25 protein-coding genes, 1 tRNA gene, 1 pseudogene and 1 riboswitch are annotated in these 26657 nt (G+C 74.0%); of the genes and pseudogenes, 16 read left to right on the plus strand and 11 right to left on the minus strand.

Annotation, left to right across the window (positions count from 1 at the left end; all coding sequences use genetic code 11):
* Positions 1-739, minus strand: a pseudogene (locus BN344_RS20095) (hypothetical protein); the annotation flags it as partial.
* Positions 740-948: 209 nt separating this feature from the next.
* Between BN344_RS20095 and orn the strand changes: the two are divergent.
* Positions 949-1605, plus strand: coding sequence for an oligoribonuclease (gene orn / locus BN344_RS03775; RefSeq protein WP_081788339.1), 657 nt, complete (start codon positions 949-951; stop codon positions 1603-1605).
* A gap of 84 nt (positions 1606-1689) precedes the next feature.
* A tRNA-His gene (locus BN344_RS03780) sits at positions 1690-1765 on the plus strand.
* 76 nt (positions 1766-1841) lie between these two features.
* On the opposite strand, the gene BN344_RS20100 is transcribed toward BN344_RS03780, so the two are convergent.
* The 5 genes from BN344_RS20100 to BN344_RS03805 form a co-directional block, all read right to left on the minus strand.
* Complete coding sequence (locus BN344_RS20100) at positions 1842-1997, minus strand: hypothetical protein (protein ID WP_040337039.1); 156 nt, start codon at positions 1995-1997, stop codon at positions 1842-1844.
* Positions 1998-2082: 85 nt separating this feature from the next.
* Positions 2083-3363, minus strand: coding sequence for an APC family permease (locus tag BN344_RS03790; protein WP_040337040.1), 1281 nt, complete (start codon positions 3361-3363; stop codon positions 2083-2085).
* A 130-nt stretch (positions 3364-3493) separates the two neighbouring features.
* On the minus strand, positions 3494-4768 hold the full coding sequence (locus BN344_RS03795) for a cytochrome P450 (RefSeq protein WP_081788340.1): 1275 nt from the start codon (positions 4766-4768) through the stop codon (positions 3494-3496).
* Positions 4765-4980 carry a ferredoxin gene (locus BN344_RS03800; RefSeq protein WP_040337041.1) on the minus strand — a complete coding sequence of 72 codons (216 nt, stop codon included), beginning with the start codon at positions 4978-4980 and terminating at the stop codon, positions 4765-4767. Before BN344_RS03800 ends, BN344_RS03795 begins: the two co-directional genes overlap by 4 nt.
* Positions 4977-5594, minus strand: a complete 618-nt coding sequence (locus BN344_RS03805; RefSeq protein ID WP_051515524.1) for a TetR/AcrR family transcriptional regulator — start codon at positions 5592-5594, stop codon at positions 4977-4979. Before BN344_RS03805 ends, BN344_RS03800 begins: the two co-directional genes overlap by 4 nt.
* 101 nt (positions 5595-5695) lie before the next feature.
* Here BN344_RS03805 and BN344_RS03810 point away from each other — a divergent pair, with 101 nt between their 5' ends.
* The 8 genes from BN344_RS03810 to BN344_RS03835 all read left to right on the plus strand — a co-directional run bounded on the left by BN344_RS03810 (position 5696) and on the right by BN344_RS03835 (position 12160).
* A complete protein-coding gene (locus BN344_RS03810; protein ID WP_040337042.1) occupies positions 5696-6595 on the plus strand; it encodes a Kelch repeat-containing protein in 900 nt (299 codons plus the stop codon).
* Between the two features lie 103 nt (positions 6596-6698).
* Positions 6699-6857 carry a hypothetical protein gene (locus tag BN344_RS19815; protein WP_155858739.1) on the plus strand — a complete coding sequence of 53 codons (159 nt, stop codon included), beginning with the start codon at positions 6699-6701 and terminating at the stop codon, positions 6855-6857.
* Between the two features lie 67 nt (positions 6858-6924).
* Positions 6925-7191, plus strand: a complete 267-nt coding sequence (locus tag BN344_RS03815) for a metal-sensitive transcriptional regulator (protein WP_040337043.1) — start codon at positions 6925-6927, stop codon at positions 7189-7191.
* An 18-nt stretch (positions 7192-7209) separates the two neighbouring features.
* On the plus strand, positions 7210-7515 hold the full coding sequence (locus BN344_RS03820; protein WP_051515525.1) for a rhodanese-like domain-containing protein: 306 nt from the start codon (positions 7210-7212) through the stop codon (positions 7513-7515).
* Between the two features lie 60 nt (positions 7516-7575).
* Positions 7576-8952, plus strand: coding sequence for an MBL fold metallo-hydrolase (locus BN344_RS03825; RefSeq protein WP_040337044.1), 1377 nt, complete (start codon positions 7576-7578; stop codon positions 8950-8952).
* Between the two features lie 16 nt (positions 8953-8968).
* Positions 8969-11146: an MMPL family transporter gene (locus tag BN344_RS03830; protein ID WP_081788468.1), complete on the plus strand. Its 2178-nt coding sequence runs from the start codon at positions 8969-8971 to the stop codon at positions 11144-11146.
* A gap of 41 nt (positions 11147-11187) precedes the next feature.
* Entirely contained in the window at positions 11188-11355 is a 168-nt protein-coding gene (locus tag BN344_RS20105) for a hypothetical protein (protein ID WP_166518180.1), read from the plus strand.
* 25 nt (positions 11356-11380) lie between these two features.
* Positions 11381-12160: a sulfite exporter TauE/SafE family protein gene (locus BN344_RS03835; protein WP_040337046.1), complete on the plus strand. Its 780-nt coding sequence runs from the start codon at positions 11381-11383 to the stop codon at positions 12158-12160.
* A gap of 16 nt (positions 12161-12176) precedes the next feature.
* Here BN344_RS03835 and BN344_RS03840 read toward each other — a convergent pair whose 3' ends face one another.
* Positions 12177-13451 carry a cytochrome P450 gene (locus BN344_RS03840; protein WP_081788343.1) on the minus strand — a complete coding sequence of 425 codons (1275 nt, stop codon included), beginning with the start codon at positions 13449-13451 and terminating at the stop codon, positions 12177-12179.
* A gap of 211 nt (positions 13452-13662) precedes the next feature.
* Here BN344_RS03840 and BN344_RS03845 point away from each other — a divergent pair, with 211 nt between their 5' ends.
* Positions 13663-14829: a lactate 2-monooxygenase gene (locus BN344_RS03845; RefSeq protein WP_040337913.1), complete on the plus strand. Its 1167-nt coding sequence runs from the start codon at positions 13663-13665 to the stop codon at positions 14827-14829.
* Between the two features lie 10 nt (positions 14830-14839).
* Here the strand turns inward: BN344_RS03845 and cobN are convergent, their stop codons facing one another.
* Positions 14840-18457, minus strand: coding sequence for a cobaltochelatase subunit CobN (gene cobN, locus BN344_RS03850; protein ID WP_051515526.1), 3618 nt, complete (start codon positions 18455-18457; stop codon positions 14840-14842).
* Between the two features lie 52 nt (positions 18458-18509).
* Positions 18510-18592, minus strand: a riboswitch (cobalamin riboswitch).
* Between the two features lie 82 nt (positions 18593-18674).
* Here cobN and BN344_RS03855 point away from each other — a divergent pair.
* From BN344_RS03855 to BN344_RS03865, 3 genes are read left to right on the plus strand one after another with little or no spacing between them, the layout of a single operon-like run.
* Positions 18675-19835 carry a nitrite/sulfite reductase gene (locus BN344_RS03855; RefSeq protein ID WP_040337047.1) on the plus strand — a complete coding sequence of 387 codons (1161 nt, stop codon included), beginning with the start codon at positions 18675-18677 and terminating at the stop codon, positions 19833-19835.
* An 11-nt stretch (positions 19836-19846) separates the two neighbouring features.
* On the plus strand, positions 19847-20479 hold the full coding sequence (locus BN344_RS03860; protein WP_040337048.1) for a precorrin-8X methylmutase: 633 nt from the start codon (positions 19847-19849) through the stop codon (positions 20477-20479).
* Complete coding sequence (locus BN344_RS03865) at positions 20476-21990, plus strand: precorrin-2 C(20)-methyltransferase (protein ID WP_040337049.1); 1515 nt, start codon at positions 20476-20478, stop codon at positions 21988-21990. Before BN344_RS03860 ends, BN344_RS03865 begins: the two co-directional genes overlap by 4 nt.
* Here BN344_RS03865 and BN344_RS03870 read toward each other — a convergent pair.
* The gene (locus BN344_RS03870; RefSeq protein ID WP_197022274.1) at positions 21978-22721 is read right to left on the minus strand and encodes a cobalt-precorrin-6A reductase; all 744 of its coding nucleotides are present in this window, start codon (positions 22719-22721) and stop codon (positions 21978-21980) included. The genes BN344_RS03865 and BN344_RS03870 overlap by 13 nt on opposite strands.
* A gap of 20 nt (positions 22722-22741) precedes the next feature.
* On the opposite strand from BN344_RS03870, the gene BN344_RS03875 reads away from it, so the two are divergent.
* Complete coding sequence (locus tag BN344_RS03875) at positions 22742-23833, plus strand: cobalt-precorrin-5B (C(1))-methyltransferase (protein ID WP_040337050.1); 1092 nt, start codon at positions 22742-22744, stop codon at positions 23831-23833.
* Here the strand turns inward: BN344_RS03875 and cobM are convergent.
* Together cobM and BN344_RS03885 are read right to left on the minus strand one after the other, a co-directional pair.
* Positions 23824-24573, minus strand: coding sequence for a precorrin-4 C(11)-methyltransferase (gene cobM / locus BN344_RS03880; RefSeq protein WP_040337051.1), 750 nt, complete (start codon positions 24571-24573; stop codon positions 23824-23826). The two genes, BN344_RS03875 and cobM, sit on opposite strands and share 10 nt — an antisense overlap.
* Positions 24570-25799 (minus strand): bifunctional cobalt-precorrin-7 (C(5))-methyltransferase/cobalt-precorrin-6B (C(15))-methyltransferase, encoded by a 1230-nt coding sequence (locus tag BN344_RS03885; RefSeq protein WP_040337052.1) that lies wholly within the window; start codon positions 25797-25799, stop codon positions 24570-24572. Before BN344_RS03885 ends, cobM begins: the two co-directional genes overlap by 4 nt.
* A gap of 53 nt (positions 25800-25852) precedes the next feature.
* Between BN344_RS03885 and BN344_RS20110 the strand changes: the two genes are divergently transcribed.
* A partial coding sequence (locus tag BN344_RS20110) for a cobalamin biosynthesis protein (protein WP_231486481.1) occupies positions 25853-26657 on the plus strand: 805 nt, incomplete at its 3' end.

Below are 26657 nucleotides of genomic sequence, written 5' to 3' on the forward strand. Positions count from 1 at the left end.
CCGGATCGGCGGGCACCGGCGCCTCCGGACCGGCGGCCGCCGGTGAGGCGGCCATCGCCGCGGGGGTCAGCAGCTGCGGCCGGCGGAGCACGTAGGGCGAGTAGGGGAAGCCCTCCCCGTTGAGCTCCTGCACCGAGGGTCCGCGCCCCTGCAGGCCGAGGGCCTCGAGGGCGGCTCGGACGTCGGCCGTGGTCCACAGCCGAGGGTTGTCGACCCCCGCGTACCGGCTGGCCCGGGCGATGCCCAGCAGGAGCGACCGGGTCTCGAGGAGCGCCACCTGGTCGCCCTCGCCGAGGTCGCCGTCGGCAGGCAGCAGGCCCTGGACGTCGCCGGCGAGCACGGTGAGCCGGGCGATGCGGCCGGGTTCGAGCCCTGCCCGGCGCAGCCGCACTGCCGTCTCCATCCCGGCGCGCATCAAGCCGTCCAGCGGCGTCGACCCACCACCGGCGAGCTGGAGGACCGCACCGCCGGTGCCGGCCGGGCCGATCGTCCACGGCCCCTCCGGCGACGCGGTGACCACGCCGGACTGGCGCACCACCTCCGCGACCCGGACGACGGCGATGCCCTCGGGGACGATGAGGATCGCGTCGGAGAGCCGGCGCTGGAGCGGCCCGTCGGAGAACGGGATCGCGGCCATGACCGCACCCCGGACCGCGTTGCCCGTGTCCCAGCGCACCAGTTCGGCGAAGAAGGCGCGTTCCCCGTCCGTCTGCGGAGGCAGCGGGGTCAGGGGCAGCACGTCGTCCTCCGGGCGGTGGGGTGGTCGGCTTCGCGGCACCGGTCGCAGCCGGCGGTGGTCCACACCGGCGTTCCTCCCGACGCTACGTCACGTCACGGTGCGGTCTCGGGCCCCGCGCCGGGCTCCTCCGCGAATCACCGGCCCCGCCCGGTGCGACGCGCCCCACGTCCGCGGCACGGCGCCGGGAACGGTGCGTACTGTCGGGCGCCGTGGCAGAGAGCGCAGGGCACCTGGTCTGGATCGATTGCGAGATGACCGGGCTCGACATCGTCAAGGACAAGCTCATCGAGGTCGCGGTGCTGATCACCGACTCCGAGCTCAACGTCCTGGACCCGGGGCTGGACCTCATCATCGGCGCCGACGACGCCGCGCTCGACGGGATGGACGACGTCGTCCAGGAGATGCACCGCAAGTCGGGGCTCACCGAGGAGGTGCGCGCCTCGACGCTGACCGTGGCCGAGGCCGAGCAGCAGATCCTCGCCTACGTGAAGCGGTTCGCCCCCGAGCGCCGGTCGGCTCCGCTGTGCGGCAACTCGATCGCCACCGACCGCGGCTTCCTCGCCCGGGACATGCCCGAGCTCGACGACCACCTGCACTACCGGATGGTCGACGTCTCCTCGGTCAAGGAACTGGCCCGCCGCTGGTTCCCCCGCGTCTACTTCGCGCAGCCCGCGAAGGGCCTGGCGCACCGCGCGCTGGCCGACATCATCGAGTCGGTCCGCGAGCTCGCCTACTACCGGCGCACCCTCTTCGTGCCCGCACCCGGCCCCAGCAGCTCGCAGGCCAAGAGCGCGGCCGACGAGGTCGTCGGCGGCTTCGCCGCGCTGCTGGCGGGCGAGGACGGGGAGCCCGCCGCCGGAGCGTGAGGCACGCCGCTCCCCCGGCCCCGTCGGGTCGGGCGGCGGCTCCGGTATCGTTGCGCCGGCTCCCCCGCATACGCGGGGGCCGTGGTGGGTGTAGCTCAGCTGGTAGAGCGCCAGGTTGTGATCCTGGATGTCGCGGGTTCAAGTCCCGTCACTCACCCCACGCGACGAAGGCCCTGGTCAGGCAACTGACCAGGGCCTCGTCGCGTCCGCGCCGAGTCGCGTCCGCGCCGGTCCACTCACACGTTCGTGTTGCGCCTGATCCAGCCGAAGGCGGCGGTGGCCACGAACAGGACGGCACCGATGACGAGGAGCCAGAAGAGCCCCTCCACCACCGCCCCGACGACGACGAGCAGCAACCACACGACCAGCAGCAACGCGATGAATCCGAGCACGGGCTGTCTCCTCTCGATCACTTGGCCCGTCCCTACCCGGCACGGCCGGACCGCACCCCGTGCGCGCCGAGTTGTCACGCGACCGTCATGACGGCGTGCGGTGCTCCTCCGGCCTCGCGGCGAGCCGTAGCCGGGTCGCCCGGTACGCGATGCCTACGGCGAACACGGCCAGGCCACCGACCACCGCCTCCCACGGAAGCGTGGCGACCAGCACCAGGCAGCCGAAGGCTCCGAGAACCTGCAGCGCCCGGGGGAAGCGGCGGTGCTCCCGGTCCTGGGTGAGGGCAGCGGCGTTGGCGACGACGTAGTACAGCAGCACGCCGAACGAGGAGAAGCCGATCGCACCGCGCAGGTCGACGGTCAGCACCAGGCAGCAGACCAGCACGCCGAGGGCGATCTCGGCGCGATGCGGCACGTGGAAGCGCGGGTGCACCGCGGCCAGGAACCGCGGCAGATCACCCTCGCGGGCCATCGCCAGGCTGGTCCGCCCCACGCCGGCGATGAGCGCGAGCAGGGCCCCGAGGGCGGCGGCCGCCGCGCCGACACGGACCACCGGCGCCGCCCAGGTCCAGCCGCTCCCGTCGACAGCCGCCGCCAGCGGAGCAGCCGTGGCGGCGATGCCCTCCGGGCCGAGCACCTCGAGCAGGGCCATGGCGACGACGGCGTAGACCGCGACGGCGATGCCCAGCGCCAGCGGGATCGCCCGCGGGATGGTTCGTTCCGGGTCGCGCACCTCCTCGCCCATGGTCGCGATCCGCGCGTACCCCGCGAAGGCGAAGAACAGCAGCCCGGCCGACTGCAGGACGCCGTACACGCCGCCGTCGGAGGCGGTCCAGGTCCCCGATCCCCCGGCGCCGGCCTCGCCACCGAGCAGCCCGGCGGTCACCGCGACCGCGAGGGCGGTCAGCACGACGGTCACGATGATCCGCGTGAGGCCGGCCGTGCGGGTCACGCCGCGGTAGTTGACCGCCGTCAGACCGAGGACCGCGGCGACCGCCACCGGCCGCTGCCACCCCGCGGGAGCGGCGTACGCGGCGAAGGTCAGGGCCATCGCCGCGCAGCTGGCCGTCTTGCCGACCACGAACCCCCAGCCGGCGAGGAAGCCCCACCACTCCCCCAGGCGCTCGCGCCCGTAGACGTACGTCCCACCGGACACGGGGTACTGCGCGGCGAGCTGCGCCGACGCGGTCGCGTTGCAGTAGGCGACGACGGCGGCGATCAGCAGGCCGACCAGCAGGCCGGCGCCGGCGGCCTGTGCCGCGGGCGCGAACGCGGCGAACACCCCGGCGCCGATCATCGACCCCAGTCCGATGACGACGGCGTCGCCCGTTCCCAGCCGTCGGGCCAGTGCCGGTCCGGTGCTCACGACATCTCCTGGGCTGGGCACTCGCGCGGGCGGCCGACCACGGCGGTACCTGGGGCCGTGGTCGGCCGACGATAGCGAGCGGCCCGCAGGGAACGGGGACCGCTCCCGCGGACTCGCCTGCCGCCGCGGATCAGCCGATGCGCATCGGCAGCGCCCGGGGTCCGCGGATCTGGCCGGCCGACCACCGCACGGCGTCCGGGTCGGCCAGGCTGAACTCGGGGATGCGGTCCAGCCAGACGTCGAGCGCCACGGTCAGCTCCATCCTCGCCAGGTGCGACCCGACGCAGCGGTGGATGCCGAGACCGAAGGCGGCGTGCCGGTTGACCTCGCGGTCGATGATCACCTCGTCGGCCCGCTCGAACCGCTCCGGGTCGCGGTTCGCGGCGGGGAAGGGAAGCAGGACCCAGTCCTCCTTCTTCATCTGCACCCCGCCGAGCTCCACGTCCTCCTTGACCAGGCGCGCCATCGTGACCGGGGCGTAGGCGCGGAGGAACTCCTCGACCGCCTTCGGGCGCAGCGACGGGTCCTCGACGAGTCGCTTCCGGTCCTGCGGGTTCTTCGCGAGGTGCCACAGCGAGGCACCGATGGCGCTCCACGTGGTGTCGATGCCGGCGATGAGCAGCAGGGTCATCGTGCCCACCACGTGCTGCGGGGACAGCCGCTGCCCGTACAGTTCGGCGTTGATCAGATAGGTCGTCAGGTCGTCGCGCGGGTCGTCGAGGTGGTCGCGGACCTGCTCGAACAGGTAGTCCGACAGCGCCATCCCCCTCTCCTGACGCTCCTCGATCGGCCCGTTCGCGCCTTCGAGCGCGTTCTCGACGAACCGGACGAACTTCTCGGTGTCCTCCTGGGGGAAGCCGAGCATGTCGGCGATCACCCGCATGGGGATGTACATGCCGTAGTCCGTCGCGGCGTCCACGACGTCCCGGCCCGCGAAGCCGTCGATCAGCGAGTGGCAGAACGCGCGCGTGGTGATCTCCTGCTTGGCCACGTTCGTCTTGGTGAACGCGGGCAGGAGGAGCTTGCGCGCATCGTGGTGGAAGGGCGGGTCGGACGAGATCGGCGGCGCCACCCCCACCGGCGCCAGGTCCAGCGGGGGCCGGACGTTGCTCACGATGATCGCCCGGGACGTGAAGTGCTCGGTGTCGTAGGCGATCGCGGCGACGTCCTCGTACCGCGTGGGCAGCCACGCCCCACCGAAGCGCTCGGTGCGTGCGACCGGACAGCGCCCCCGCAGGTCGTCCCAGACCTCGATCGCGTTCTCGGCGTACTCCTCCTCGAAGTGGGAGAAGTCGGTGGTCCAGTCGGACACCGGCCCGGACACGATCTCGTTGACCGTGCCGAGCTGGACCTGGGCGAGTCGCTCCTGGCGAGCCTCCTCGGTGAACCTGTCGTCGACGGTCATACCCGCGCCTGCTCGTGGACCAGGACGGCCGACTCGGGGCAGTTGGCGGCGGCGAGCCGGGCGTCGTGCTCGCGGTCGCTGGGGACGTCCTGGTCGGCGGTGACCTCGGTCAGGGTCGCGTAGCCCTCCTCGTCCTCGCCGAACAGGTCCGGGGCGAGGTCGTAGCAGCGGCCGTGGCCCTGGCACGTCGTGGAATCGATGCTGACTCTCATGTGGGGGTTCCGATCTCTTGGCCGGTCTGGACGGGTTCGAGGCTGGTGACGACCTGGATGAGGAGCTGGGTCCACTCCTCGTCGTCGACGTCGTGCAGGTCGGGGTTGATGAGGGTCGTCCCGGCCGCCAGGGCCAGGCAGAAGTGCGCGACCGCCTGGGGCGAGAGCGCGGGGTCGAGCTCGCCGCGGGACTGGCCGTCCCGCACCAGGGCGGAGAGCCAGTCGGCCCGCTCGCCGATGTACTCGCGCAGGGCTGCGGCGACCTCTCCGTGGTGCCGGGCCGCGATCAACGCCTCGATCGCGAGGAAGTCCTCCGGCGGATGCTGGCGCCGCAGCGCGGCTCCGGTCTGCAGGAGCAGGTCGGCCACCGAGCGGGTGGGGAAGCGCGCCACCAGGTCGGCGAGCGGCCGCCGCCCGTACGTCCGCAGGGCGCCGATCAACAGATCGGCCCGCGACGTGAAGTAGCAGTACAGCGCGCTGTTGCTCAGCCCTGCCGCGCTCGCGATGTCCGCGACGCGGGTGCCGTCGTAGCCGCGGGCTGCGAAGACGTCGGCCGCGGCCCTCAGCAGACGCTGCCGTGTCGCATCGGCGTTCGCGCCGACGGTGCGTCCCATACCGGAAATGAAATGTGATTCAGTTCACTCTGTCAATGACTTCGGTCGCTCCGTCGTCGTCCAGGCGGGAACGGATGCCCGCCGGCGCACGTCTGAGAGCCATGGACACGGGATTCCGCGGTGCGGTGCTCGTCGGGGCCCTTCTGCTGGCGGGCGTGGCGGGCTGCTCGACCGCGGCAGACGCGGAGCCGGCCCCGGGCGCCGAGGCCGGGACGTGGCGCCAGCTGCCCGACCCACCCCTGAGTCCGCGCGTGGGCGCCGTACTCGTCGGGCTGGGCGACGAGCTGCTCGTCGTCGGAGGGTGGGAGTTCCTCTGCCCCCCGAACGCCGACTGCGCCGCTCCCCCAGGTCCGATGTTCGCCGACGGTGCGGTCTACGACCGGACGAGCGACTCCTGGCGCACCATCGCCCCGGCGCCCTTCGGCCTGGTCTCGGCGTCGACGGCCGCGATCGACGACACCGCATACCTGATCACCGGGTGCGAGACCGGCCCGCTCTGCGACGCGCAGCCCCGACTGCTGGCCTACGACGTGTCCGACGACCGGTGGACCGACCACGGCCCGGTCCCCGGCCCTCCGACGCACGGCCGGAACCTCACCGTGGTCGGCCAGGACCTGCTCGTCCACAACAGCAGTGAAGGCCTGGGCGAGGTCCCTGACCTCCTCTTCGACCCCGAGCTCGCGACGTTCGCGGAGCTGCCGAACGACCCGCTGACCGACGACGACCACGACCGCTTCTACGTGCACGTGGGAGATCAGCTCGTTCTCGCCGCCTCCTCGATGGGCGACCCGGACGGCCTCGAGGAGGACACCAAGCGCACCGCGCGGTTCGACCTCACCCGCCAGGAGTGGATCGACGTCCCGAACGCGCCCCGGGGGCGGGTACCAGCTGCTGCCCACCGACCGAGGCCCCCTGCTGAACGGGCACTACCGGGACTCGTCCGGCTGGCTCCTGGACCCCGACACCTGGACGTGGTCGGCACTGCCCGCACTGCCCGGTGACCACGAGGACATCAGCGGCGTCCTCGACCGCGACCGCGCGATCTCCGGCATCGGGCACCTGTCGTCCGGAGCCCTGGTCTACGACAGCGATGCGGACGCGTTCGTGACCATTCCGCCACCGCCGGACCGCGACGGCGCGTACGACCGGTCCGGCGCCGCCCTGGGCCGGGACCTGGTCATCTTCGGCGGCCAGCGATGGCCCGAGTCGAGCCGGGGGGAGCTGCTCCGCGACGCCTTCCTGTGGTCCGCTCCGGTCGACTGAGTCCGGCTCCCGCTGGCCCGTGGCCGCCGCGCTTGCCTATACCCCTGGGGGTATGTACGGTTGACCCATGGACATCCCCCAGGGCGAGCTCGTCGACGTGGTCAAGCGGCTCAAGCGCATCGAAGGCCAGATCGGCGGCATCGTCCGCATGATCGAGGACGGCCGGGACTGCTCGGCGGTCGTCACCCAGCTCGCCGCCGCGTCCAAAGCACTGAACAAGGCCGGATTCGCTGTCGTCTCGACCGGGATGCGCTACTGCTCGACCAACGGGGACAGCGAGACCCGGGAGCTCGACCTGCGCGAGCTCGAGCGCCTCTTCCTCTCCCTCGCCTGACCACCCTCTGGAGCCACCATGACCCCGCAGATCCCCCACGTCACCCCCGCCCAGGCCGCCGACCGCACCGACGCCGTCGTCCTCGACGTCCGGGAGGCCGCCGAGCTGACCGAGGGCCGGATCGCCGGCAGCACGCACATACCGCTGGGCCAGCTGCCCGCCCGCGCCTTCGAGCTCGACCGCAGCCGTCCGGTGATCACTGTCTGCCGAGCCGGCGGGCGCAGCGCGCAGGCCGCGCAGTTCCTCGCCGGCCAGGGCTTCGACGTCGCCAACCTCGACGGCGGCATGGACCGATGGGTCGGCGACGGCCTTCCGACCGTCTGACCCGCCTTCCATTTCGCCCACACATACCCGTGCCCCGTACCGTACAGAGGAGACACCATCGTGCAGATCGACGTCATCGAGACCACCGGGCTCGGCGACCGCAGCTACCTGGTCAGCGCGGACGGCGTCGGCGTGGTCGTCGACCCGCAGCGCGACATCGACCGGGTGCTGACCCTCACCGAGAAGCGCGGCGTCCGCATCGCGCTCGTGCTCGAGACCCACCTGCACAACGACTACGTGACCGGCGGCCTGGAGCTCGCGCGCACCGTGGGCGCGGACTACGTCGTCCCGGCCGGGGACACCGTCGCCTACGACCGGGTGCCGGCCGCCGACGGCGACGTGCTCGAGGCCGGTCCGATGCGGCTGCGCGTGCTGCACACCCCCGGGCACACCCACCACCACGTCAGCTACGCGCTGGCCGACGCCGACGGAACGGTGCAGGCGGTGTTCACCGGCGGGTCGATGCTCTACGGCGCGACCGGACGCACGGACCTGGTCGGTCCCGAGCACACCGACGAGCTCACCCACGCCCAGTACCACTCGGTCCGCCGGCTGGTCGAGGAGCTGCCGGCCGGCACGCCGGTCTTCCCGAGCCACGGGTTCGGCTCGTTCTGCGCGGCCACCCCGACCAGCGGCGACTCCTCCACCGTCGGCGAACAGGCGCAGGTGAACCCCGCCCTGACCCAGGACGAGCAGACGTTCGTCGACCAGCTGATCGCCGGTCTCACCGCCATCCCCGCCTGGTACACCCACATGGGCCCGGTCAACGCCGCCGGGCCGGCCCCGGTGGACCTCTCGATGCCCCGGTTGGTCGACCCCGCCGAGCTGGCGGACCGTCTGTCCGCCGGTGAGTGGGTGATCGACCTGCGCAGCCGCACCGCCTTCGCCGCCGGCCACCTGCCCGGCGCGCTCAACTTCGAGTTCGCCGTCGCCAACTTCGTCACCTACGTCGGCTGGCTCGTGCCGTGGGGAGCGCCGCTGACCCTCATCGGCGAGACCGAGCAGCAGGTCGCGGACGCCCGCCGTGAGCTCGTCCGCATCGGGATCGACCGGCTCGCCGGCGCTGCGATCGGCAGCCCGGAGCAGCTCGCCGCCGGCCAGGACACCGCCTCCTACCCGGTGAGCGACTTCGCCGGCCTCGCCACGGCCATGGCCGCCGACCCGCAGTTGGTCGTCGTGGACGCGCGCCGTGCCGACGAGCGCGCCGGGGGCGGGGTCCGCGGATCGCGGCACATCCCCATCCACGAGATGGCCGACCGCATCGACGAGGTGCCCGACGGCGACGTGTGGGTCTACTGCGGGTCGGGCTACCGCGCCTCGATCGCCGCCTCCCTGCTCGCCCGCAACGGTCGCCGGCCCGTCCTGGTCGACGGTGGCTACGGCGACGCCGACGCCGGTGCGGCCGCCGTCGGTCTGCACGACGACGACGCCCGCTGACCCCCACCTCCCCTCGATGAGAGCGACCGACCCCGTGACCACGACGGCACCCAGCCGCCCCCCTGTCCCGACTCCTCCCTCCCCGCGCTCCGGCCCGCTCGGCCGCCTGGGCGTCTGGGTCACCGCGCACGCCAGGACGACGACCGTCGTCTGGTTGCTGCTCGTCGTCGGCCTCGGCTTCTTCGCCCCCCGCGTCGAGTCCGCGCTCTCCGGTGCCGGCTGGCAGGCCGACGGCTCCGACTCGGTGGCCGCGCGCGAACTCGCGGTGGATCACTTCGGGGGCAACGCGAGCTCCGCCATCCAGGTCGTCGTCCAGAGCGATGACGGGCCGGTCACCGAGGGGCCGGGGGCCGGCGTCCTCGCCGAGGCCACCGACCTCCTGACCGCCGACGACCGGATCGGCACCGTCATGCAGCCGCAGCCCGGCGCGACGCTCAGCCCGGATGGGTCGACGGCGATCCTGCTGGCCGGTGCGGGCGCCGACACCAACGAGATGGTGCGCGTCGCCGACGACCTCAAGGGTCCGCTGGAGGAACTGTCGACGGGAACGGTGCAGGTCAACCCGACCGGCGCCTCGCTGCTGTGGTCGGACTTCAACGAAGCCAACCTCGACGCGATGCTCAAGTCCGAGATGCTCTCGTGGCCGGTGACCCTGGGCATCCTCGTGCTGGCCTTCGGCGCCCTCGTGGCCGCAGGGCTGCCCCTGCTGCTCACCCTCGCCGGACTGGTCGCCTCCGCCGGGTCGCTGGTCCTGATCAACGAGCTGGTGCCGGTCTCCATCTGGGCGATGAACTTCGCGATGATGTTCGCGCTGGCCCTGGGCATCGACTACGCGCTGTTCCTGGTGGTGCGCTTCCGGGCCGCGCGGATGGGCGCAGGCGTCTCGCCGGTGCGCGCCATCGCCGAGACCATGGACACCGCGGGCAAGGCGGTCCTGCTCTCCGGGGTGACGGTGCTCATCTCCCTCTCGGCGGTGATGCTGGTCCCCTCGCCCTCGTTCCGGTCGATGGCCGGCGGCATCATGCTCGCCGTCGTCTTCGTCCTCGCCGCCACCCTGACGCTGCTGCCGCTGGTCCTGTTCAAGCTCGACCACCGGATCAACAGGCTGGCGCTCCCGTGGGTGCGCGCGGGCGAGCACCGCTCGCCGCGGTTCGCCCGGTGGGGGGAGCTGCTGTGGAAGCGTCCCGTGGCCTTCGGTGTCGGTTCGCTGCTCATCCTCCTCGCCCTCGCGGCGCCGATCGTGGGGCTCACGACGGCCATGCCGTCGATCAAGGTTCTTCCGGAGGACGCCAGCGCGCGGGTCGGCTACGACCAGGTCCAGGAGGCGTTCGGGGAGGGCGCCCCTGGCACCCTGCAGGTGGTCGCCTCCGGCGATGACGCGACGGCGGTCGGCTCCGTGCTCAGCGACGATCCCGGTATCGCGGGTGTGATGCCGGCGATGCCGGCCGTCGACGGCACCGACCTCGTGCTGGTCCAGGCCGTCCCGACGGTCGACCCGTCCGACCCGGCGCTGTCCACGCTCGTCGACCGGCTGCGCGCGGACCTGCCCGCCTCGGCCCTGGTCGGTGGCGCCGCTGTGGAGAACCTGGACCTCAAGGACCAGCTCGACCGGTCGACCCCCCTGGTCATCGGTGTCGTCCTGGTGCTCGGCTTCCTGCTGCTGCTGGTCGCGCTGCAGGCGCCGCTGATCTCGCTGCTGGGCACCCTGGCCAGCCTGCTCTCCACCGCAGCCGCGTTCGGCGTCGCCCGGCTGATCTTCCAGGAGGGCATCGGAGCCGGGTTCTTCGGCTTCGAGAGCCAGGGCTTCCTCGACGCGTGGGCGCCGGTGTTCTTCTTCGCGATGATCTTCGCGATCGCGATGGACTACACGGTCTTCCTGCTGGCCAGCGCGAAGGAGCACTACGAGCGCTCGGGAGACCCGCGCGAGGCCATGATCGGCGCGCTGGCCCACTCCGGCCGGGTCATCTTCGCCGCCGGCGCGGTCATGGTGGCGGTGTTCTTCACCTTCGCCCTGTCCGGCCCCCTGCCGCCCAAGGAGATGGGCATCATCCTCGGCATCGCGGTCCTGCTCGACGCCTTCCTCGTCCGCCTCGTGCTGCTGCCCGTGATGCTCCGGCTCACCGGCTCGGCCGCCTGGTGGAGCCCGCGGTGGCTCACCCGGGTCCTGCCGAGCATCCGCTTCGCCCACGACTGACCGGGTGGCCGCCGGCCACCACCGACCTGAGGAGAGCCACCATGTGCCGAGCAGTTCCCTGCACCACCTGCGGAAAGACGACCTGGGCCGGCTGCGGCCAGCACGTCGACCAGGTCATGGCCCGCGTGCCCAGCGCCCAGCAGTGCCCCGGCCACCCGAAGTCCGAGCGGTCCGGCGGCTGGCTGAGCAGGATCCTCGGACGCCGCTGATGTCCGCTCCCGCTCCGGCAGCACGATGACGATCGCGGTCCCGATCGCCCTCGGCCTGGTCATCGGCGCGCTCGTCGGGCTGCTGGGCGGCGGCGGCTCGATCCTCGCGGTGCCCGCGCTGGTCTACGTCGCCGGCCAGGACCTGCAGCAGGCGGTGGCCACCTCGCTGGTCGTCGTGGGCATCACCTCGGTCGTCGCGGTCCTGCCCCGACTGCGGGCGCGGCAGATCGGCTGGCGGATCGGCCTGCTCTTCGGCGCGGCCGGCGCGGTGACGGCCTTCGCCGGTGCGGCGGTGAACCGGCTGCTGCCCGACGCGGTGACCCTGTCGCTGTTCGCCGCCCTGATGGTCGGGGCCGGGCTCCGGATGCTGCAGGAGGAGCCGTCGATCGGCACCGCGTGCGCGGTCGACGGCGGCGCCGTGAACTGGCGGCGCTGCCTGCCGCGCACGCTCGCGGGCGGTCTCGTGGTCGGCTTCCTCACCGGCCTGCTCGGCGTCGGTGGCGGCTTCCTCATCATCCCGGTGCTGGTGCTGGCGCTGGGCCTGCCGATGGCCACCGCCATCGGCACGTCCCTGGTGGTGGTGGCGATCAACTCGGCGGCCGGGTTCGCCGCGCACGCCGGGGAGACGACGCTCGACGTCCCGGTGACCGTCGCCTTCACCGCCGCCGCGGTCGCGGCCGCTCTCGTCGCCGGACGGCTCGCCGCGCGCACCGACACGGACCGGCTGCGCCGGTGGTTCGCCTGGCTGGTCCTCGCCGTCGCCGGCCTGATCGCCACCCAGCTCCTCGTCGACCTCCTGAGCTGAGCGGACCCGCTCCGGGTCAGCCGATGCGCAGCGGCATGACCCGCGGCCCGCGCACCTGGCCGGTCGACCACCGGACGACGTCCGGGTCCTCGAGGGAGAACTCCGGGACGCGGTCCAGCCAGACGTCGAGCGCCACGGTCAGCTCCATCCGGGCCAGGTGCGACCCGACGCAGCGGTGGATGCCCAGCCCGAACGCGGCGTGCCGGTTCACCTCGCGGTCGATGACCACCTCGTCGGCCCGCTCGAAGCGCTCCGGGTCGCGGTTGGCCGCCGGGAACGGCAGGAGGACCCAGTCCTCCTTCTTCATCTGCACCCCGCCGAACTCGATGTCCTCCTTGACCAGGCGCGCCATGGTGACCGGCGCGTAGGCGCGGAGGAACTCCTCGACCGCCTTCGGGCGCAGCGACGGATCCGCCACCAGCCGCTTGCGGTCCTCGGGGTGCTGGGCGAGGTGCCACAGGGAGGCGCCGATCGCGCTCCACGTCGTGTCGATGCCGGCGATGAGCAGCAGCCCCATGGTGCCGGCCACGTGCATCGGCTCGAGCTTCTCGCCGTACAGCTCGGCGTTGATCAGGTAGGTCGTCAGATCGTCGCGCGGGTTCTCGACGTGGTCCCGGATCTGCTCGAGCAGGTAGTCGAACAGCTCGTCGCCCTGGGCCTCGCGCTCCTCCAGGGGCTTGTTGATCGCCTCGAGCACGTCCTCGACGAACCCCTTGAACCGCGGCGCGTCCTCGGCCGGGAAGCCGAGCATGTCCGCGATCACCCGGATCGGGATGTGCATGCCGTACTCCTTGGCCGCGTCCACCACGTCGCGACCGGCGAAGCCGTCGATGAGCGAGTGGCAGAAGGCCCGGGTCGTGACCTCCTGCGTGGCCACCTTCGTCTTCGTGAAGGCCGGCAGCAGGAGCTTGCGGGCGTCGTGGTGGAACGGCGGGTCCGACGAGATCGGCGGCTCACCACCGACCGGGGCGATGCTCAGCGGGGGCCGGTAGTTGCCCGCGATGATCGCCCGGGAGCTGAAGTGCTCGGTGTCGTAGGCGACCGCGGCGACGTCCTCGTACCGGGTCGGCAGCCATGCGCCGCCGAAGCGCTCGGTGCGCGCGATCGGGCAGCGGCCGCGCAGGTCCGCCCAGATCTCGATCGCGTGCTGCGCGTACTCGGGCTCGGTGTGGGAGAAGTCCGTGGCCCAGTCGGACACGGGACCGGTGATGATCTCGTTCCACGTGCCGAGCTCTCCCTGCTCGACCTGCTGCTGGCGGAACTCGTCGGTGAACCTGTCGTCGACGGTCATCGTCGTCCTCTCCCGCGGAGCCGAGGCTTCGGACCGGCCCGGGTGACCTCGCCGCCCGGCTCGCGCCGGGCAATTGAATTGTGATTCAGTTCACCGCGTCAAGGGCTTTGCCGGTGCGGCGGGGGCGAAAGCCGGCGCACGGCGGCCAGATGCCTACGATCCGGCCGATGGGCAGGCTCCGACCCGGGCCTGCGAGACCGAGGGAGTGCACGTGGCCAACCACGGCGACTGGCAGTTCGGGATCTACTTCAACGGGCTCGTCGGCCAGAAGCCGACGCTCCCGATGGACTACGCGTCCCTCGAGCGGGCCGCCGAGGCGGCCATGTCCGAGGAGGTGTGGTCCTACGTCGCCGGCGGGGCCGGCAACGAGCACACCCAGCGCAGCAACGTCACCGCCTTCGAGCGGTGGGGCCTGATGCCGCGCATGCTCGCCGGGGCGGCGCAGCGCGACCTCGGCGTCGAGCTGTTCGGTCAGCAGCTCCCGACGCCGCTCATGCTGGCCCCGGTCGGCGTCATCGGGATCTGCGAGCCCGAGGGGCACGGTGACCTCACCACCGCCCGCGCCGCCGCGGCGACCGGCGTGCCGATGATCGCCTCGACCCTGATGCAGGACCCGCTGGAGGACGTCGCCGCCGCGCTCGGGGACACCCCGGGCTGGTTCCAGCTGTACCCGCCGAACGACCGCGAGCTGACCGAGAGCCTGGTCCGGCGGGCCGAGGCGGCCGGCTACCGCGCCATCGTGATCACGCTCGACACGCTCACCCTCGGCTGGCGGCCGCGGGACCTGACCATCGCCAGCTTCCCGCAGCTCACCGGCCTGTGCCTGGCCAACTACACCTCCGACCCGGTGTTCCGCTCCCGGCTCACCGCGCCGCCCGAGGAGGACCCGCAGGGCGCCGTCGGCCACTGGGCGTCGATCTTCGGCAACCAGAGCCTCAGCTGGGACGACCTGGCGTGGTTCCGGTCGCTCACGAAGCTCCCGATCCTGCTCAAGGGCATCTGCTCCCCCGACGACGCGCGGCGCGCGGTCGACGCCGGCATGGACGGCATCTACTGCTCCAACCACGGCGGGCGCCAGGCCAACGGCGGGATCCCGGCGATCGACTGCCTCCCGGACGTCGTCGACGCCGCCGGGGACGTGCCCGTGGTCTTCGACTCCGGGGTCCGCGGCGGCCCCGACGTCGTCAAGGCGCTCGCGATGGGCGCGCGGGCCGTCGCAGTGGGCCGTCCGTACGCGTACGGGCTGGCGGTCGGCGGCCAGGAGGGCATCGAGCACGTGCTGCGCTGCCTGCTCGCCGAGACCGACCTGACGATGGCGGTCGACGGCTACCCGTCGATCGCCGCGCTGTCCCGCGACGCGCTGCGCCGGGTCGGCTGAGGCGCGCCGGTCACCGGCCCACTCCGGCCGGGGACTCGCCGCCCTCCAGGTCGCCCTCGGTGTCCAGGTACGCCTGCTGCAGTTCGGCCAGCAGCGCCGGGTCCGGCTCGGCCCACATCTTGCGGTCGACGGCCTCCAGCAGCCGCTCGGCGATGCCGTGCAGCGCCCAGGGGTTCGACGTCTCCATGAACTCCCGGTTCTCCGGGTCGAGGACGTAGGTCTGGGCGAGCTTCTCGTACATCCAGTCGGCGACCACGCCGGTCGTGGCGTCGTAGCCGAACAGGTAGTCCACCGTGGCGGCCAGCTCGAACGCACCCTTGTAGCCGTGCCGGCGCATCGCGGCCAGCCACTTCGGGTTGACCACCCGCGCGCGGAACACCCGCGCGGTCTCCTCCGTCAGCGAACGGGTCCGGACCGACTCCGGCCGGGTGGAGTCCCCGATGTAGGCCGCCGGTGTCCGGCCGGTCAGCGCACGGACGGTCGCGACCATGCCGCCGTGGTACTGGAAGTAGTCGTCGGAGTCCGCGATGTCGTGCTCACGGGTGTCGACGTTCTTCGCGGCGACGGCGATCCGCCGATAGGCCGCCTCCATGTCCGGCCGCGCCTGCACGCCGTCGAGGTCGCGGCCGTAGGCGTAGCCGCCCCACACCGCGTACACCTCGGCGAGGTCGGCGTCCCCGCGCCAGTTGCGGGAATCGATGAGGGAGAGCAGCCCGGCACCGTAGGCGCCCGGCTTCGAGCCGAACACCCGGGTGGTCGCCCGTCGCCGGTCGCCGTGCGTGGCGACGTCGGCGTCGACGTGCGCCTTCACGAAGTTCTCGTCGGCCGGCTCGTCGAGACCGGCGGCGAGGGCCACCGCGTCGTCGAGCATGGTGACCACGTGCGGGAAGGCATCCCGGAAGAAGCCGCTGATCCGCACGGTCACGTCGATCCGCGGTCGGCCCAGCTCCTCCAGCGGGATCGGCTCCAGTCCGGTGATCCGTCGCGACGCCTCGTCCCACAGCGGCCGGACGCCGAGCAGGGCGAGCACCTCGGCGATGTCGTCGCCCGAGGTGCGCATCGCCGAGGTGCCCCACACCGACAGCCCGACCGACCGGGGGTACTCCCCCGTGTCCGCCCGGTAGCGGTCGACGAGCGACTCGGCCATCGCCTGCCCCGTCTCCCACGCCAGCCGCGAGGGCACGGCGCGGGGGTCGACGGAGTAGAAGTTGCGCCCCGTCGGCAGCACGTTGATCAGGCCGCGCAGCGGCGAACCCGACGGTCCGGCGGGCACGTACCCGCCCTCCAGGGCGTGCAGGGTCGCGTCCAGCTCGTCGGTGGTGCGCTCGAGCCGCGGCACCACCTCGTCGGCGGCGAAGGCGAGCACGGCGGCGACCTGGTCGTCGTCCCGGCCGAGCACCTCGCGCACCAGCGCGGGAACCGCCGTGCGGGCCCAGCCGGCCGCCTCCATGCCTTCCACGAGGGCGAGGGCCAGCGCCTCGACCCGGTCGGTCTCGTGCAGTCCGGCCGAGCCGTCCTCCACGAGGCCGAGTGCCTCGCGCAGGCCCGGCAGGGCGACCGAGCCGCCCCAGATCTGACGGGCGCGGAGCATCGCGAGCACCAGGTCGATGCGGTTCGCACCCGTAGGCGGGGCCCCGAGGACGTGCAGCCCGTCGCGGATCTGCGAGTCCTTGATCTCGCAGAGCCAGCCGTCGACGTGCAGGATCATCTCGTCGAAGTGGTCGTCCTCGGGCCGCTCGTTCAGGCCCAGGTCGGAGTCCAGCTTCGCGGCCTGCAGCAGCGTCCAGATCTGCGCCCTGACGGCGGGCAGCTTGGCCGGGTCCATGGCCGCGACGTTGGCGTGCTCGTCGAGCAACTGCTCCAGCCGCGCGATGTCGCCGTAGGTCTCGGCCCGGGCCATCGGCGGCACCATGTGGTCGACCAGGGTGGCGTGCGCCCGGCGCTTGGCCTGCGACCCCTCGCCGGGGTCGTTGACCAGGAACGGGTAGATCAGCGGCAGGTCCCCGAGGGCGGCGTCCGGCCCGCACGAGGCCGACAGCCCGACGGTCTTCCCGGGCAGCCATTCGAGGTTGCCGTGCTTGCCCACGTGCACCAGCGCGTGCGCACCGAAGGAGCTGCGCAGCCACCGGTAGGCGGCCAGGTAGTGGTGCGAGGGCGGCAGGTCCGGGTCGTGGTAGATCGCGATCGGGTTCTCCCCGAAGCCGCGGGGCGGCTGCACCATCACGACGACGTTGCCGGCTCGCAGCGCGGCGAAGACGATGTCCTCCCCGTCCACGAACAGGGACCCCGGCGCGGGCCCCCAGTGCTCCTCCATCACCGCGCGCAGGTCGGCCGGGAGCGTGTCGAAGAAGGCGCGGTACTCGGCAGCCGGGATGCGCACCGGGTTGCCCGAGAGCTGCTCCTCGGTGAGCCAGTCGGCGTCCTGGCCGCCGGCGGCGACGAGGGCGTGCACGAGGGCGTCGCCGTCGAGCTCGGCCACACCCGGCAGCGCGCCGGGTCCGTCGTGCGGCCCGATGTCGTACCCCTGGCCCGCCATCGCGGCGAGCAGGCGGACCACCGAGGCGGGGGTGTCGAGGCCGACCGCGTTGCCGATGCGGGCGTGCTTGGTCGGATAGGCCGAGAGCATCACCACGATCCGCCGCTCCGCGGGCGGGGTGTGCCGCAGGCGGGCATGGGCGACGGCGGTGCCGGCCACCCGCGCCGCCCGCTCGGGGTCGGCGACGTAGTGCGTCAGCCCGTCGGCGTCGGTCTCCTTGAAGGAGAACGGCACGCTGATCAGCCGGCCGTCGAACTCGGGGATCGCGACCTGGTTGCCGACGTCGAGCGGTGAGAGCCCGTCGTCGTCCGCGGCCCAGTCCTCGCGGGAGCGCGTCAGGCACAGCCCCTGGATCACGGGCACGTCCAGGGCGGCGAGCTCGCCGACGTCCCAGGCGCCGTCGTCCCCGCCCGCCTGCGCGGTCGCCGGGCGCGCGCCACCGGCAGCCAGCACCGTGACCACCATCGCGTCGACGCCGCGGAGGGTCTCCAGCAGTTCCGGGTCGACCGAGCGCAGCGAGGACGTGAACACCGGCAGCGCCCGGCCACCCGCGTCCTCGATCGCCCGGCACAGGGACTCCACGAACGCGGTGTTCCCGGCCAGGTGGTGCGCCCGGTAGTAGAGGACGGCGACCGTGGGGCCGGTTCCCCGCCCGTCCCGCTCGAGCACTCCCCACTCCGGGGCGACCGACGGCGGCTCGAACCCCTTCCCGGTGAGCAGCACGGTGTCGGACAGGAACCGGTGCAGCTGGACGAGGTTGTCCGGCCCGCCCTGCGCCAGGTAGCCGTGCGCCTCGGTGGCCACCCCCATGGGGACGGTGGACAGCTCCATCAGCTCGGCGTCGGGCACCTGCTCCCCGCCGAGGACGACGACCGGCGCCGGCCCGGCCAGCAGCGGCGCCAGCATCTCCTCGTACTGCCGCCGGATGCCCAGGATTCGGACCACGACCAGCGCGCTGCCCTCGACCAGGGCCGCAGTCTCCGCGCCGTCGAGCCGCGCGGGATTGCCCAGCCGCCAGCCGACTCCGGAGGCCCGGGCGGACAGCAGGTCGGTGTCGCTGGTGGACAGCAGGGTGAAGGCGGGGTCGCCCACGGCGCGTTCCTCACTCGGGGTCCGCGCCCCGGGTCGTCGGGCACGGCAGCCGGAGTGTCTGGCTCACCCGGGCTCCCGAGGTGCAGGGCCGGGCTCACAGTGGCGGGACCGCGTCGGACTCGCACCGACTTCCTCGCTGACTGCCGTGATGACGGGACCGTACCCCGCGGCCGGCCAGGCCCCTGCGCCGAGGCGCCGACGTAGCCTCGCCACCGTCATGACCGCAGCCCGCCCCCTCCGCGACCGCGCCGACGCCTGCCCCGGCGCGCTGCAGACGCACCCCGCCGCCGACGGCGCCCTGGCCCGGGTCCGGGTTCCCGGCGGCGCGCTGACCCCCGCGCAACTGCGCGTCCTCAGTGCCGCGGCGCGCGAGCTGGGGGACGGCGCGCTGGAGCTCACCAGCCGGGGGAACGTGCAGCTGCGCGGACTGCGGTCGGGCTCCGAGGCCGAGCTCGGCGACCGGCTGGCGGCGATCGGGCTGCTGCCGAGCGCCACCCACGAGACGGCGCGCAACGTCCTGGCGAGCGTCCTGAGCGGGCGGGCCGGCGGGCTGCTCGACGTGCGGTCCTGGGTGCCGGCGTTCGACGCGGGGCTGTGCTCGGACCCGCGGCTGGCGGCGCTGCCCGGCCGTTTCCTCGCCGCCTTCGACGACGGGCGGGGCGACGTCGCGGGCCTGGGCGCCGACATCGGGCTCCTGGCCCTCGACGGGCGCACCGTGGCGCTGCTGCTGGCCGGCACCGACACCGGGGTGCGCACGGATCCCGACGACGCCGTCGCCCTGGCGCTCGCCGCGACCCGGGCGTTCCTCGACGTCCGGGAGCAGCAGGGCGGCACGGCCTGGCGGGTGGCCGAGCTGACCGGGGGCCCGCCCCGGATCGCCGCCGCGCTCGGTGCGGCCCGCTCGGCGCCGGTCGCCGTCCCGACGGCACCGGCCATCGGCCCGGCCGGCGTGGTCCCCCAGGACGACGGCCGGACCGCGCTGGTCGCCGTCGTGCCGCTGGGCCGGCTCACCGCGGCGCAGGCGGAGCTGCTCGCGGGGACCGCGGTCGGCGATCTGCAGCTGACCCCGTGGCGCAGCGTCGTGCTGCCGGACCTTGCCGACGCGGGGGCCGCCACCGACCTGGCCCGAGCCGGCGTCGTCCTCGACCCCGGCAGCGCCTGGCTGCGCGTCACCGCGTGTGCCGGGCGCCCCGGGTGCGCGAAGTCGCTGGCCGACGTCCGTGCGGACGTCGTCACGGCGGTGGCCCGCGGCTCGCTCCCGGCGCAGGGCGCCCGGCAGCACTGGGTGGGGTGCGAGCGGCGCTGCGGCCGGCCGTCGGGCGGCGTCGTCGACGTGGTCGCCACCGGCCAGGGCTACCGGGTCACGACCGGCACGTAGCCTCCTCGCCGATGTCCGAGCAGAGGTACGAGTACGAGAAGGACGGCGCCGAGATCTACCGGCAGTCGTTCGCGACCATCCGCGCCGAGGCGGACCTGGGCGGGATGCCCGAGGACGTCGCGCGGGTGGCGGTCCGCATGATCCATGCCTGCGGGCAGGTGGACCTGGTCGAGGACGTGGCGTACTCCCCCGCCGTCGTCGAGCGCGCCCGGGCGGCTCTGGACGCCGGCGCGCCCGTGCTCTGCGACGTCCAGATGGTCGCCTCGGGCGTCACGCGGCGCCGGCTGCCGAAGGACAACGACGTCGTCTGCACGCTCAACGACCCGCGCACGCCCGCACTCGCCGCGGACCTGGGCACGACCCGCACCGCCGCCGCACTCGAACTGTGGCGCGACCGGCTCGACGGTGCCGTGGTCGCGATCGGCAACGCACCCACCGCGCTGTTCCACCTGCTGGAGATGGTCGCCGCCGGAGGTCCCCGGCCGGCCGCCGTCCTGGGCATCCCGGTGGGCTTCATCGGCGCGGCCGAGTCCAAGGACGCCCTGGCCGCCTCGGATCTGGACTTCCTCGTCGTCCGCGGCCGGCGGGGCGGCAGCGCGATCACCGCCGCCGCGGTGAACGCGATCGCGAGCGACGTCGAATGAGCGATGCACCGAGCGGAACGGGGCGTCTCTACGGGGTCGGGCTCGGGCCCGGTGACCCGGAGCTGCTCACCGTCAAGGCCGCCCGGCTGATCGGCACCGCCGACGTCGTCGCCTTCCACGCGGCTCGGCACGGCCGGTCGGTGGCTCGTGGGATCGCCGCCCCGTACCTGCGGGAGGGCCAGATCGAGGAGCTGCTCGTCTATCCGGTCACCACCGAGACCACGGACCACCCCGGTGGCTACCAGGGCGCCATCGACGAGTTCTACGAGGCCGCGGCCGCACGGCTGGCCGCGCACCTGGACGCCGGCCGCGACGTCGTCGTCCTGGCCGAGGGCGACCCGTTCTTCTACGGCTCGTACATGCACATGCACAAGCGGCTCGCGCACCGCTTCCCGACCGAGGTCGTCCCCGGCGTCACCAGCGTGAGCGGCGCGGCGGCGGCCGTCGGCCGGCCGCTGGTCGAGCGGGACGAGGTGCTCACCGTCCTGCCGGGCACGCTGCCCGCCGAGGAGCTCGCCGAGTGGCTGTCGACGACGGACTCCGCCGCCGTGATGAAGCTCGGCCGCACCTTTCCGCAGGTCCGCGAGGCGTTCGACCGCGCCGGCGTCCTCGACCGGGCCCTCTACGTCGAGCGCGCCACGACCGACGGACAGCGGACCATGCCGCTGTCCGACGTCGACCCGGCGAGCGTGCCGTACTTCTCCCTCGCCCTGCTGCCGAGCCCGCTCACCGGCGAGCTGCCCGTCGAGGAGCGGACCGCCCACGAGGACGCGACCGCCGGCGGAGTGGTCGTGGTCGGGCTGGGTCCCGGCGCCCGGTACTGGACGACGCCCGAGGCCGCCGACGCGCTCGCCGGCGCGGACGTCCTCATCGGCTACGGCCCCTACCTGGACCGGGTGCCGGCCAACCCCCGCCAGGAGCGGTACCCGAGCGACAACCGGGTGGAGGCCGAGCGGGCCGCCCACGCGCTGGAGCTGGCGCGCTCCGGCCGCCGGGTCGCGGTGGTCTCCAGCGGCGACCCCGGCGTCTTCGCGATGGCCGCCGCGGTGCTCGAGGTGGCCGGACGACCCGAGTTCGCGGGCGTCCCGGTGCGCGTCGTCCCCGGGCTCACCGCGGCTCAGGCGGTGGCCTCGAAGGTCGGCGCCCCGCTCGGGCACGACTTCTGCGTGATGTCGCTGTCCGACGTGCTCAAGCCGTGGGACGTCGTCGTCGACCGGCTGCGGCACGCGGCGGCCGCCGACCTGGTGATCGCCCTCTACAACCCCCGGTCGAAGCACCGCCCGCACCAGCTCGGGGAGGCGCAGAAGGTGCTGCTCGAGACCCGCTCGGCCGACACCGTGGTCGTCCTCGGCCGGGACGTGGGCGGCCCCGAGGAGCAGCTCACCGTCACGACGCTCGGCGGCCTCGACCCGGAGACCGTCGACATGCGCTGCCTGCTGATCGTCGGGTCGTCGCAGACCCGGGTGGGACCGTCCGGCGAGGTCTGGACGTCGCGGACCTACCCCGGCTGAGCCAGCACCCAGGCCCGCGCCTCGTCGACGGTCGCGACGACGACGAGCCCGGCCGGCAGGGGCGGGCGGCGGACGACGACCACGGGGATCCCCAGCAGCCGCGCCGCGGTCAGCTTCGCCTCGGTCAGGTGCCCGCCCGAGTCCTTCGTGACGACGACGTCCACCCCGTGCTCGCGCAGCAGGGCCAGTTCGTCGTCGACGCTGAACGGACCCCGCTCCAGCACGACGGTGGTGCGCGGGGGCAGGGGCGGGTCGGGCGGGTCGACGCTGCGGACCAGCACCTCCTGGCTGAGGCCGGCGAAGGCGCCCAGACCGGTCCGGCCGGTGGTGACGAAGACGTGCGCGAACCCGGCGACCGCCTCGGCCGCCTCCTCCAGCGAACCGACCCAGCGCCAGTCGTCGCCCGGCTGCTCGGCCCAGCCGGGTCGCTGCAGCCGCAGCAGCGGGACGCCGGTGAGGTCCGCGGCCGACGCGGCGGACGCGGTCATCGTGGTGGCGAAGGGGTGCGTCGCGTCCACGACCGCGGTCACGGGATGCGCCTCGAGCCAGGCCGTCAGCCCGACGACCCCGCCGAAGCCACCGACCCGCACCGATCCCTCGGGCAGCACCGGATCGGCGACCCGCCCGGCCAGCGAGCTGACGACGTCCACGCCGTCGGCGACCAGCGCCCCGGCCAGCCGGCGGGCCTCCCCCGTGCCGCCCAGCACCAGCACCCGGCCGGTCCCGCTCACCACCGGTGCATCCTGATCACGTGACGAGGGCGGGCAGGGAGGGCAGCACGGGGCTGCGCTACGGGTGGACGACCGGCGCCTGCGCGACCGCCGCCACCACCGCCGCCTACACCGCGCTGCTCACCGGCGAGTTCCCCGACCCGGTGTCCATCGAGCTGCCGAACGAGAAGCGCCCGTCGTTCGCGCTGGCGACGGAGCTCCTCGCCGACGGCACGGCCACCGTCGGCGTCGTCAAGGACGCCGGCGACGACCCCGACGTCACCCACGGGGCCCTCGTCTCGGCCCGGGTCACGCCCGGCGAGCCGGGCACCGGCGTGACGTTCCGCGCCGGCGAGGGCGTCGGCACGGTCACCAAGCCCGGGCTCCCGCTGGCGGTCGGGGAACCGGCGATCAACCCCATGCCGCGGCAGTTCATCCGCGAGCACGTCGCCGCGGTCGCCGCCCGCCACGGCGGCACCGGCGACGTCGTCGTCGAGATCTCGGTGGAGCACGGCGAGGAGCTGGCGCGGCGGACCTGGAACCCGCGGCTGGGCATCCTCGGCGGGCTCTCGATCCTGGGCACCACCGGCGTCGTCGTCCCGTACTCCTGCTCGTCGTGGATCGACTCGATCCGCCGCGGCATCGACGTCGCCCGGGCGGCCGGCCACCGGCACGTGGCCGGGTGCACCGGCTCGACCAGCGAGCGGGTGGTGAGCGAGCTCCACGGACTCCCCGAGGACGCGCTCCTGGACATGGGCGACTTCGCGGGCGCGGTGCTCAAGTACCTGCGCCGGCACCCCGTTCCGCGGCTCACCGTGGCCGGCGGCATCGGCAAGCTGGCCAAGCTCGCGGACGGTCACCTCGACCTGCACTCGGGTCGCTCCCAGGTGTCGACGGAGTCGCTGGCGGCCATGGTGCGCTCGGCAGGGGGAGCACCGGACCTGGTGGACGGCGTCCGTGCGGCGAACACCGCGCTCGACGCGCTGCAGCAGTGCCAGGCCGCCGGGCTGCCGCTGGGCGACCTCGTCGCGGCCGGCGCCCGGGACACCGCACTCGGGGTGCTGCGCGGCGCCCCCGTCGAGGTGGACGTCGTGGTCATCGACCGCGGCGGCACCGTCGTCGGTCAGGCCTGAGTGCGGCATCTCGTCGTCGAGTAGAGGTGGCTGTCGGGGAACTCCCCGGCGGTCAGCACGGCACCCACGATCACGACCGCCGTGCGCTTCACCCCGGCGTCCTGAACCTGCCCGGCGATGTCGGCCAGGGTCCCCCGCAGGATGAGCTCGTCGTCCCGGCTGGCCCGGGCGACGACCGCCACCGGGCAGTCGGCGCCGTAGTGCGGCAGCAGTTCGGGCACCAGCTCGGCGATCCGCTGGACGGCCAGGTGCAGCACCAGCGTCGCCCGCGAGGCGCCCAGCGTGGCGAGGTCCTCCCCCGGTGGCATCGGCGTGGACCGGGCCGAGGTACGGGTCAGGATCACCGTCTGGCCCACCCCCGGCACGGTCAGCTCGCGCTTGAGCGAGGCGGCGGCGGCGGCGAACGCCGGCACCCCGGGGACGACGTCGTAGGGCACGCCGTGCGCGTCCAGCCGGCGCATCTGCTCGGCCATCGCGCTGTAGACCGACGGGTCACCGGAGTGCAGCCGGGCGACGTCCAGCCCGGCCTCGTGGGCGGCCACCAGCTCGGCGGTGATCTGGTCCAGGTCGAGGTCGGCGGTGTCGACCAGCCGCGCGCCGGCCGGGGCGGTGTCGAGCAGCTCGCGCGGCACCAGGGCGCCGGCGTAGAGGCAGACGGGCGCGGCCGCGATGATGCGGGCCGCCCGCAGCGTGACCAGGTCCGCCGCCCCCGGGCCGGCGCCGATGAAGTGCACGGTCATCTCGTCACGCTCCAGACGGTCACCGGCAGGGCCGGGCGCATCGCGGTGAGGCTCCCGACGGCGCTCGCCTGCGACACCTGCAGCCGGGTCAGCTCGCCGCCGACCTCCGCACGCCACCGGGCGACCCACGCCTCGCTCTCCAGCGTGACCGCGTTGACCACCAGCCGGCCGCCGGGGCGCAGCGCCTCCCAGCACGCGGCCAGCACGCCGGGCACCGTCACTCCTCCGCCGACGAAGACGGCGTCCGGGGCGGGCAGCCCCGTGAGCGCCTCGGGCGCCTGCCCCTCGACCACCTCCAGGCCGGGGACGCCGAGCCGGGCGGCGTTCCGGCGGATGCGGTGCACCCGGTCGGGATGCGACTCGACGGCGACGGCCCGGCAGGAGGGATGCGAGCGCATCCATTCGATGCCGATCGAGCCGGCACCGGCACCGACGTCCCAGAGCAGCTGACCGGGCAGCGGCACCAGCCGGGCGAGGGTGACGGCCCGGACGTCGCGCTTGGTGAGCTGGCCGTCGGACTCGTACGCCTCGTCGGGCAGCCCGGGCACGGTGGACAGCGGCTCCGTGCCGGGATCGGGGACGACCTCGACCGCGGTCACCACCAGTGGATCGACGTCGCCGTGGGTCCATTCGGCGGCGAGGTCGCCCACGACGCGCTCCCCCGGCCCGCCCAGCTGGGCCAGCGCGGTGACCCGGCTCGCGCCGTGGCCCAGGTGCGCGAGCAGGCCGGCGACCGAAGCCGGGGTGCCGCCGTCGGAGCCGAGCACGAGCAGCCGACGTCCCGGCGTCACGTGCGGGACGAGCAGCTCCAGCGGCCGGCCGACGAGGGAGACCACGGCCGTCTCCTCGACCGCCCATCCCAGGCGGGCGCACGCGAGCGTCACCGACGAGGGGTGCGGCACGACGCGGACGGCATCGGCGCCGTGCAGCCGCACGAGCGAGGTGCCGACCCCGGACAGCATCGGGTCGCCGCTGGCCAGCACCACGACACGGCAGCCCGGGTGCGCGCCCGGCAGCGCCTCCAGCTCGGGCCCCATCGGCGAGGGCCAGGGCACCCGCTCGGCGGGCACGTCGCCCGGCACGAGGCCCAACTGCCGGGCGCTGCCCCGCAGCACCTCGGCGCCCTCGATCGCGGCCCGCGCGCTCGGCGACAGGCCGTCCCAGCCGTCGGCGCCGATGCCCACGACGGTCACCGGCGCGGGTCCGGCCCGCTCGTTCTCCCGCACGACGGGCGATCCTAGGCACCGGCGCCCGGGGACCTGTTGACACGATGAGCGCGATGGACACCCCGATCGCGACCGGCCTGGCCCTCGGCGCCGCCGCCGACCTGCTGTTCGCCGACCCCCGGCGCGCCCACCCGGTGGCCGGGTTCGGCGCGGTGGCCGCGGCGCTCGAGCGGGCGGTCTGGCGGGACTCCCGGGCGGTCGGCAGCGGTTACGCGACCGGGCTGGTCGCGGCGACCGCCGGGCTCGGAAATCTGGTGGACCGGGCCACGCGGCGCCGCCCGGTCGCCCGGACCCTGGCCACCGCCGCGGCCACGTGGGCGGTGCTCGGTGGCACCTCGCTCGGTCGCGCGGCCGAGCGCATGCGGACCGCGCTGGAGGCCGGCGACGTCGAGGCCGGCCGTGCGGCGCTGCCGACGCTGGCCGGACGCGACCCGAGCACCCTGGGAGCGGACGGGCTGGCCCGGGCGACGGTGGAGTCGGTCGCGGAGAACACCTCGGACGCGGCCGTCGCGCCGCTGTTCTGGGGCGCAGTCGCCGGCCTGCCCGGACTGCTCGGCTACCGGGCGGTGAACACGCTCGACGCCATGGTCGGCCACCTGTCGCCGCGCCACGAGCGCTTCGGCTGGGCGGCGGCCCGGCTGGACGACGCCGCCAACTGGGTGCCGGCCCGGCTGACCGCGGCGCTCACCGTCGCCTGCGCGAGGACCTGCGGCGGCTCGGCCGGCGGGGCGCTGCGCACCTGGCTCCGCGACGGCGCGGCGCATCCGAGCCCCAACTCCGGCCGGTGCGAGGCCGCGATGGCCGGTGCCCTCGGGGTGCGGCTGGGCGGACGCAACGTCTACGGGACCCGCGTGGAGG

This window comes from Candidatus Blastococcus massiliensis AP3 (assembly GCF_000582785.1).
GTDB classification, from domain to species: domain Bacteria; phylum Actinomycetota; class Actinomycetes; order Mycobacteriales; family Geodermatophilaceae; genus Blastococcus; species Blastococcus massiliensis.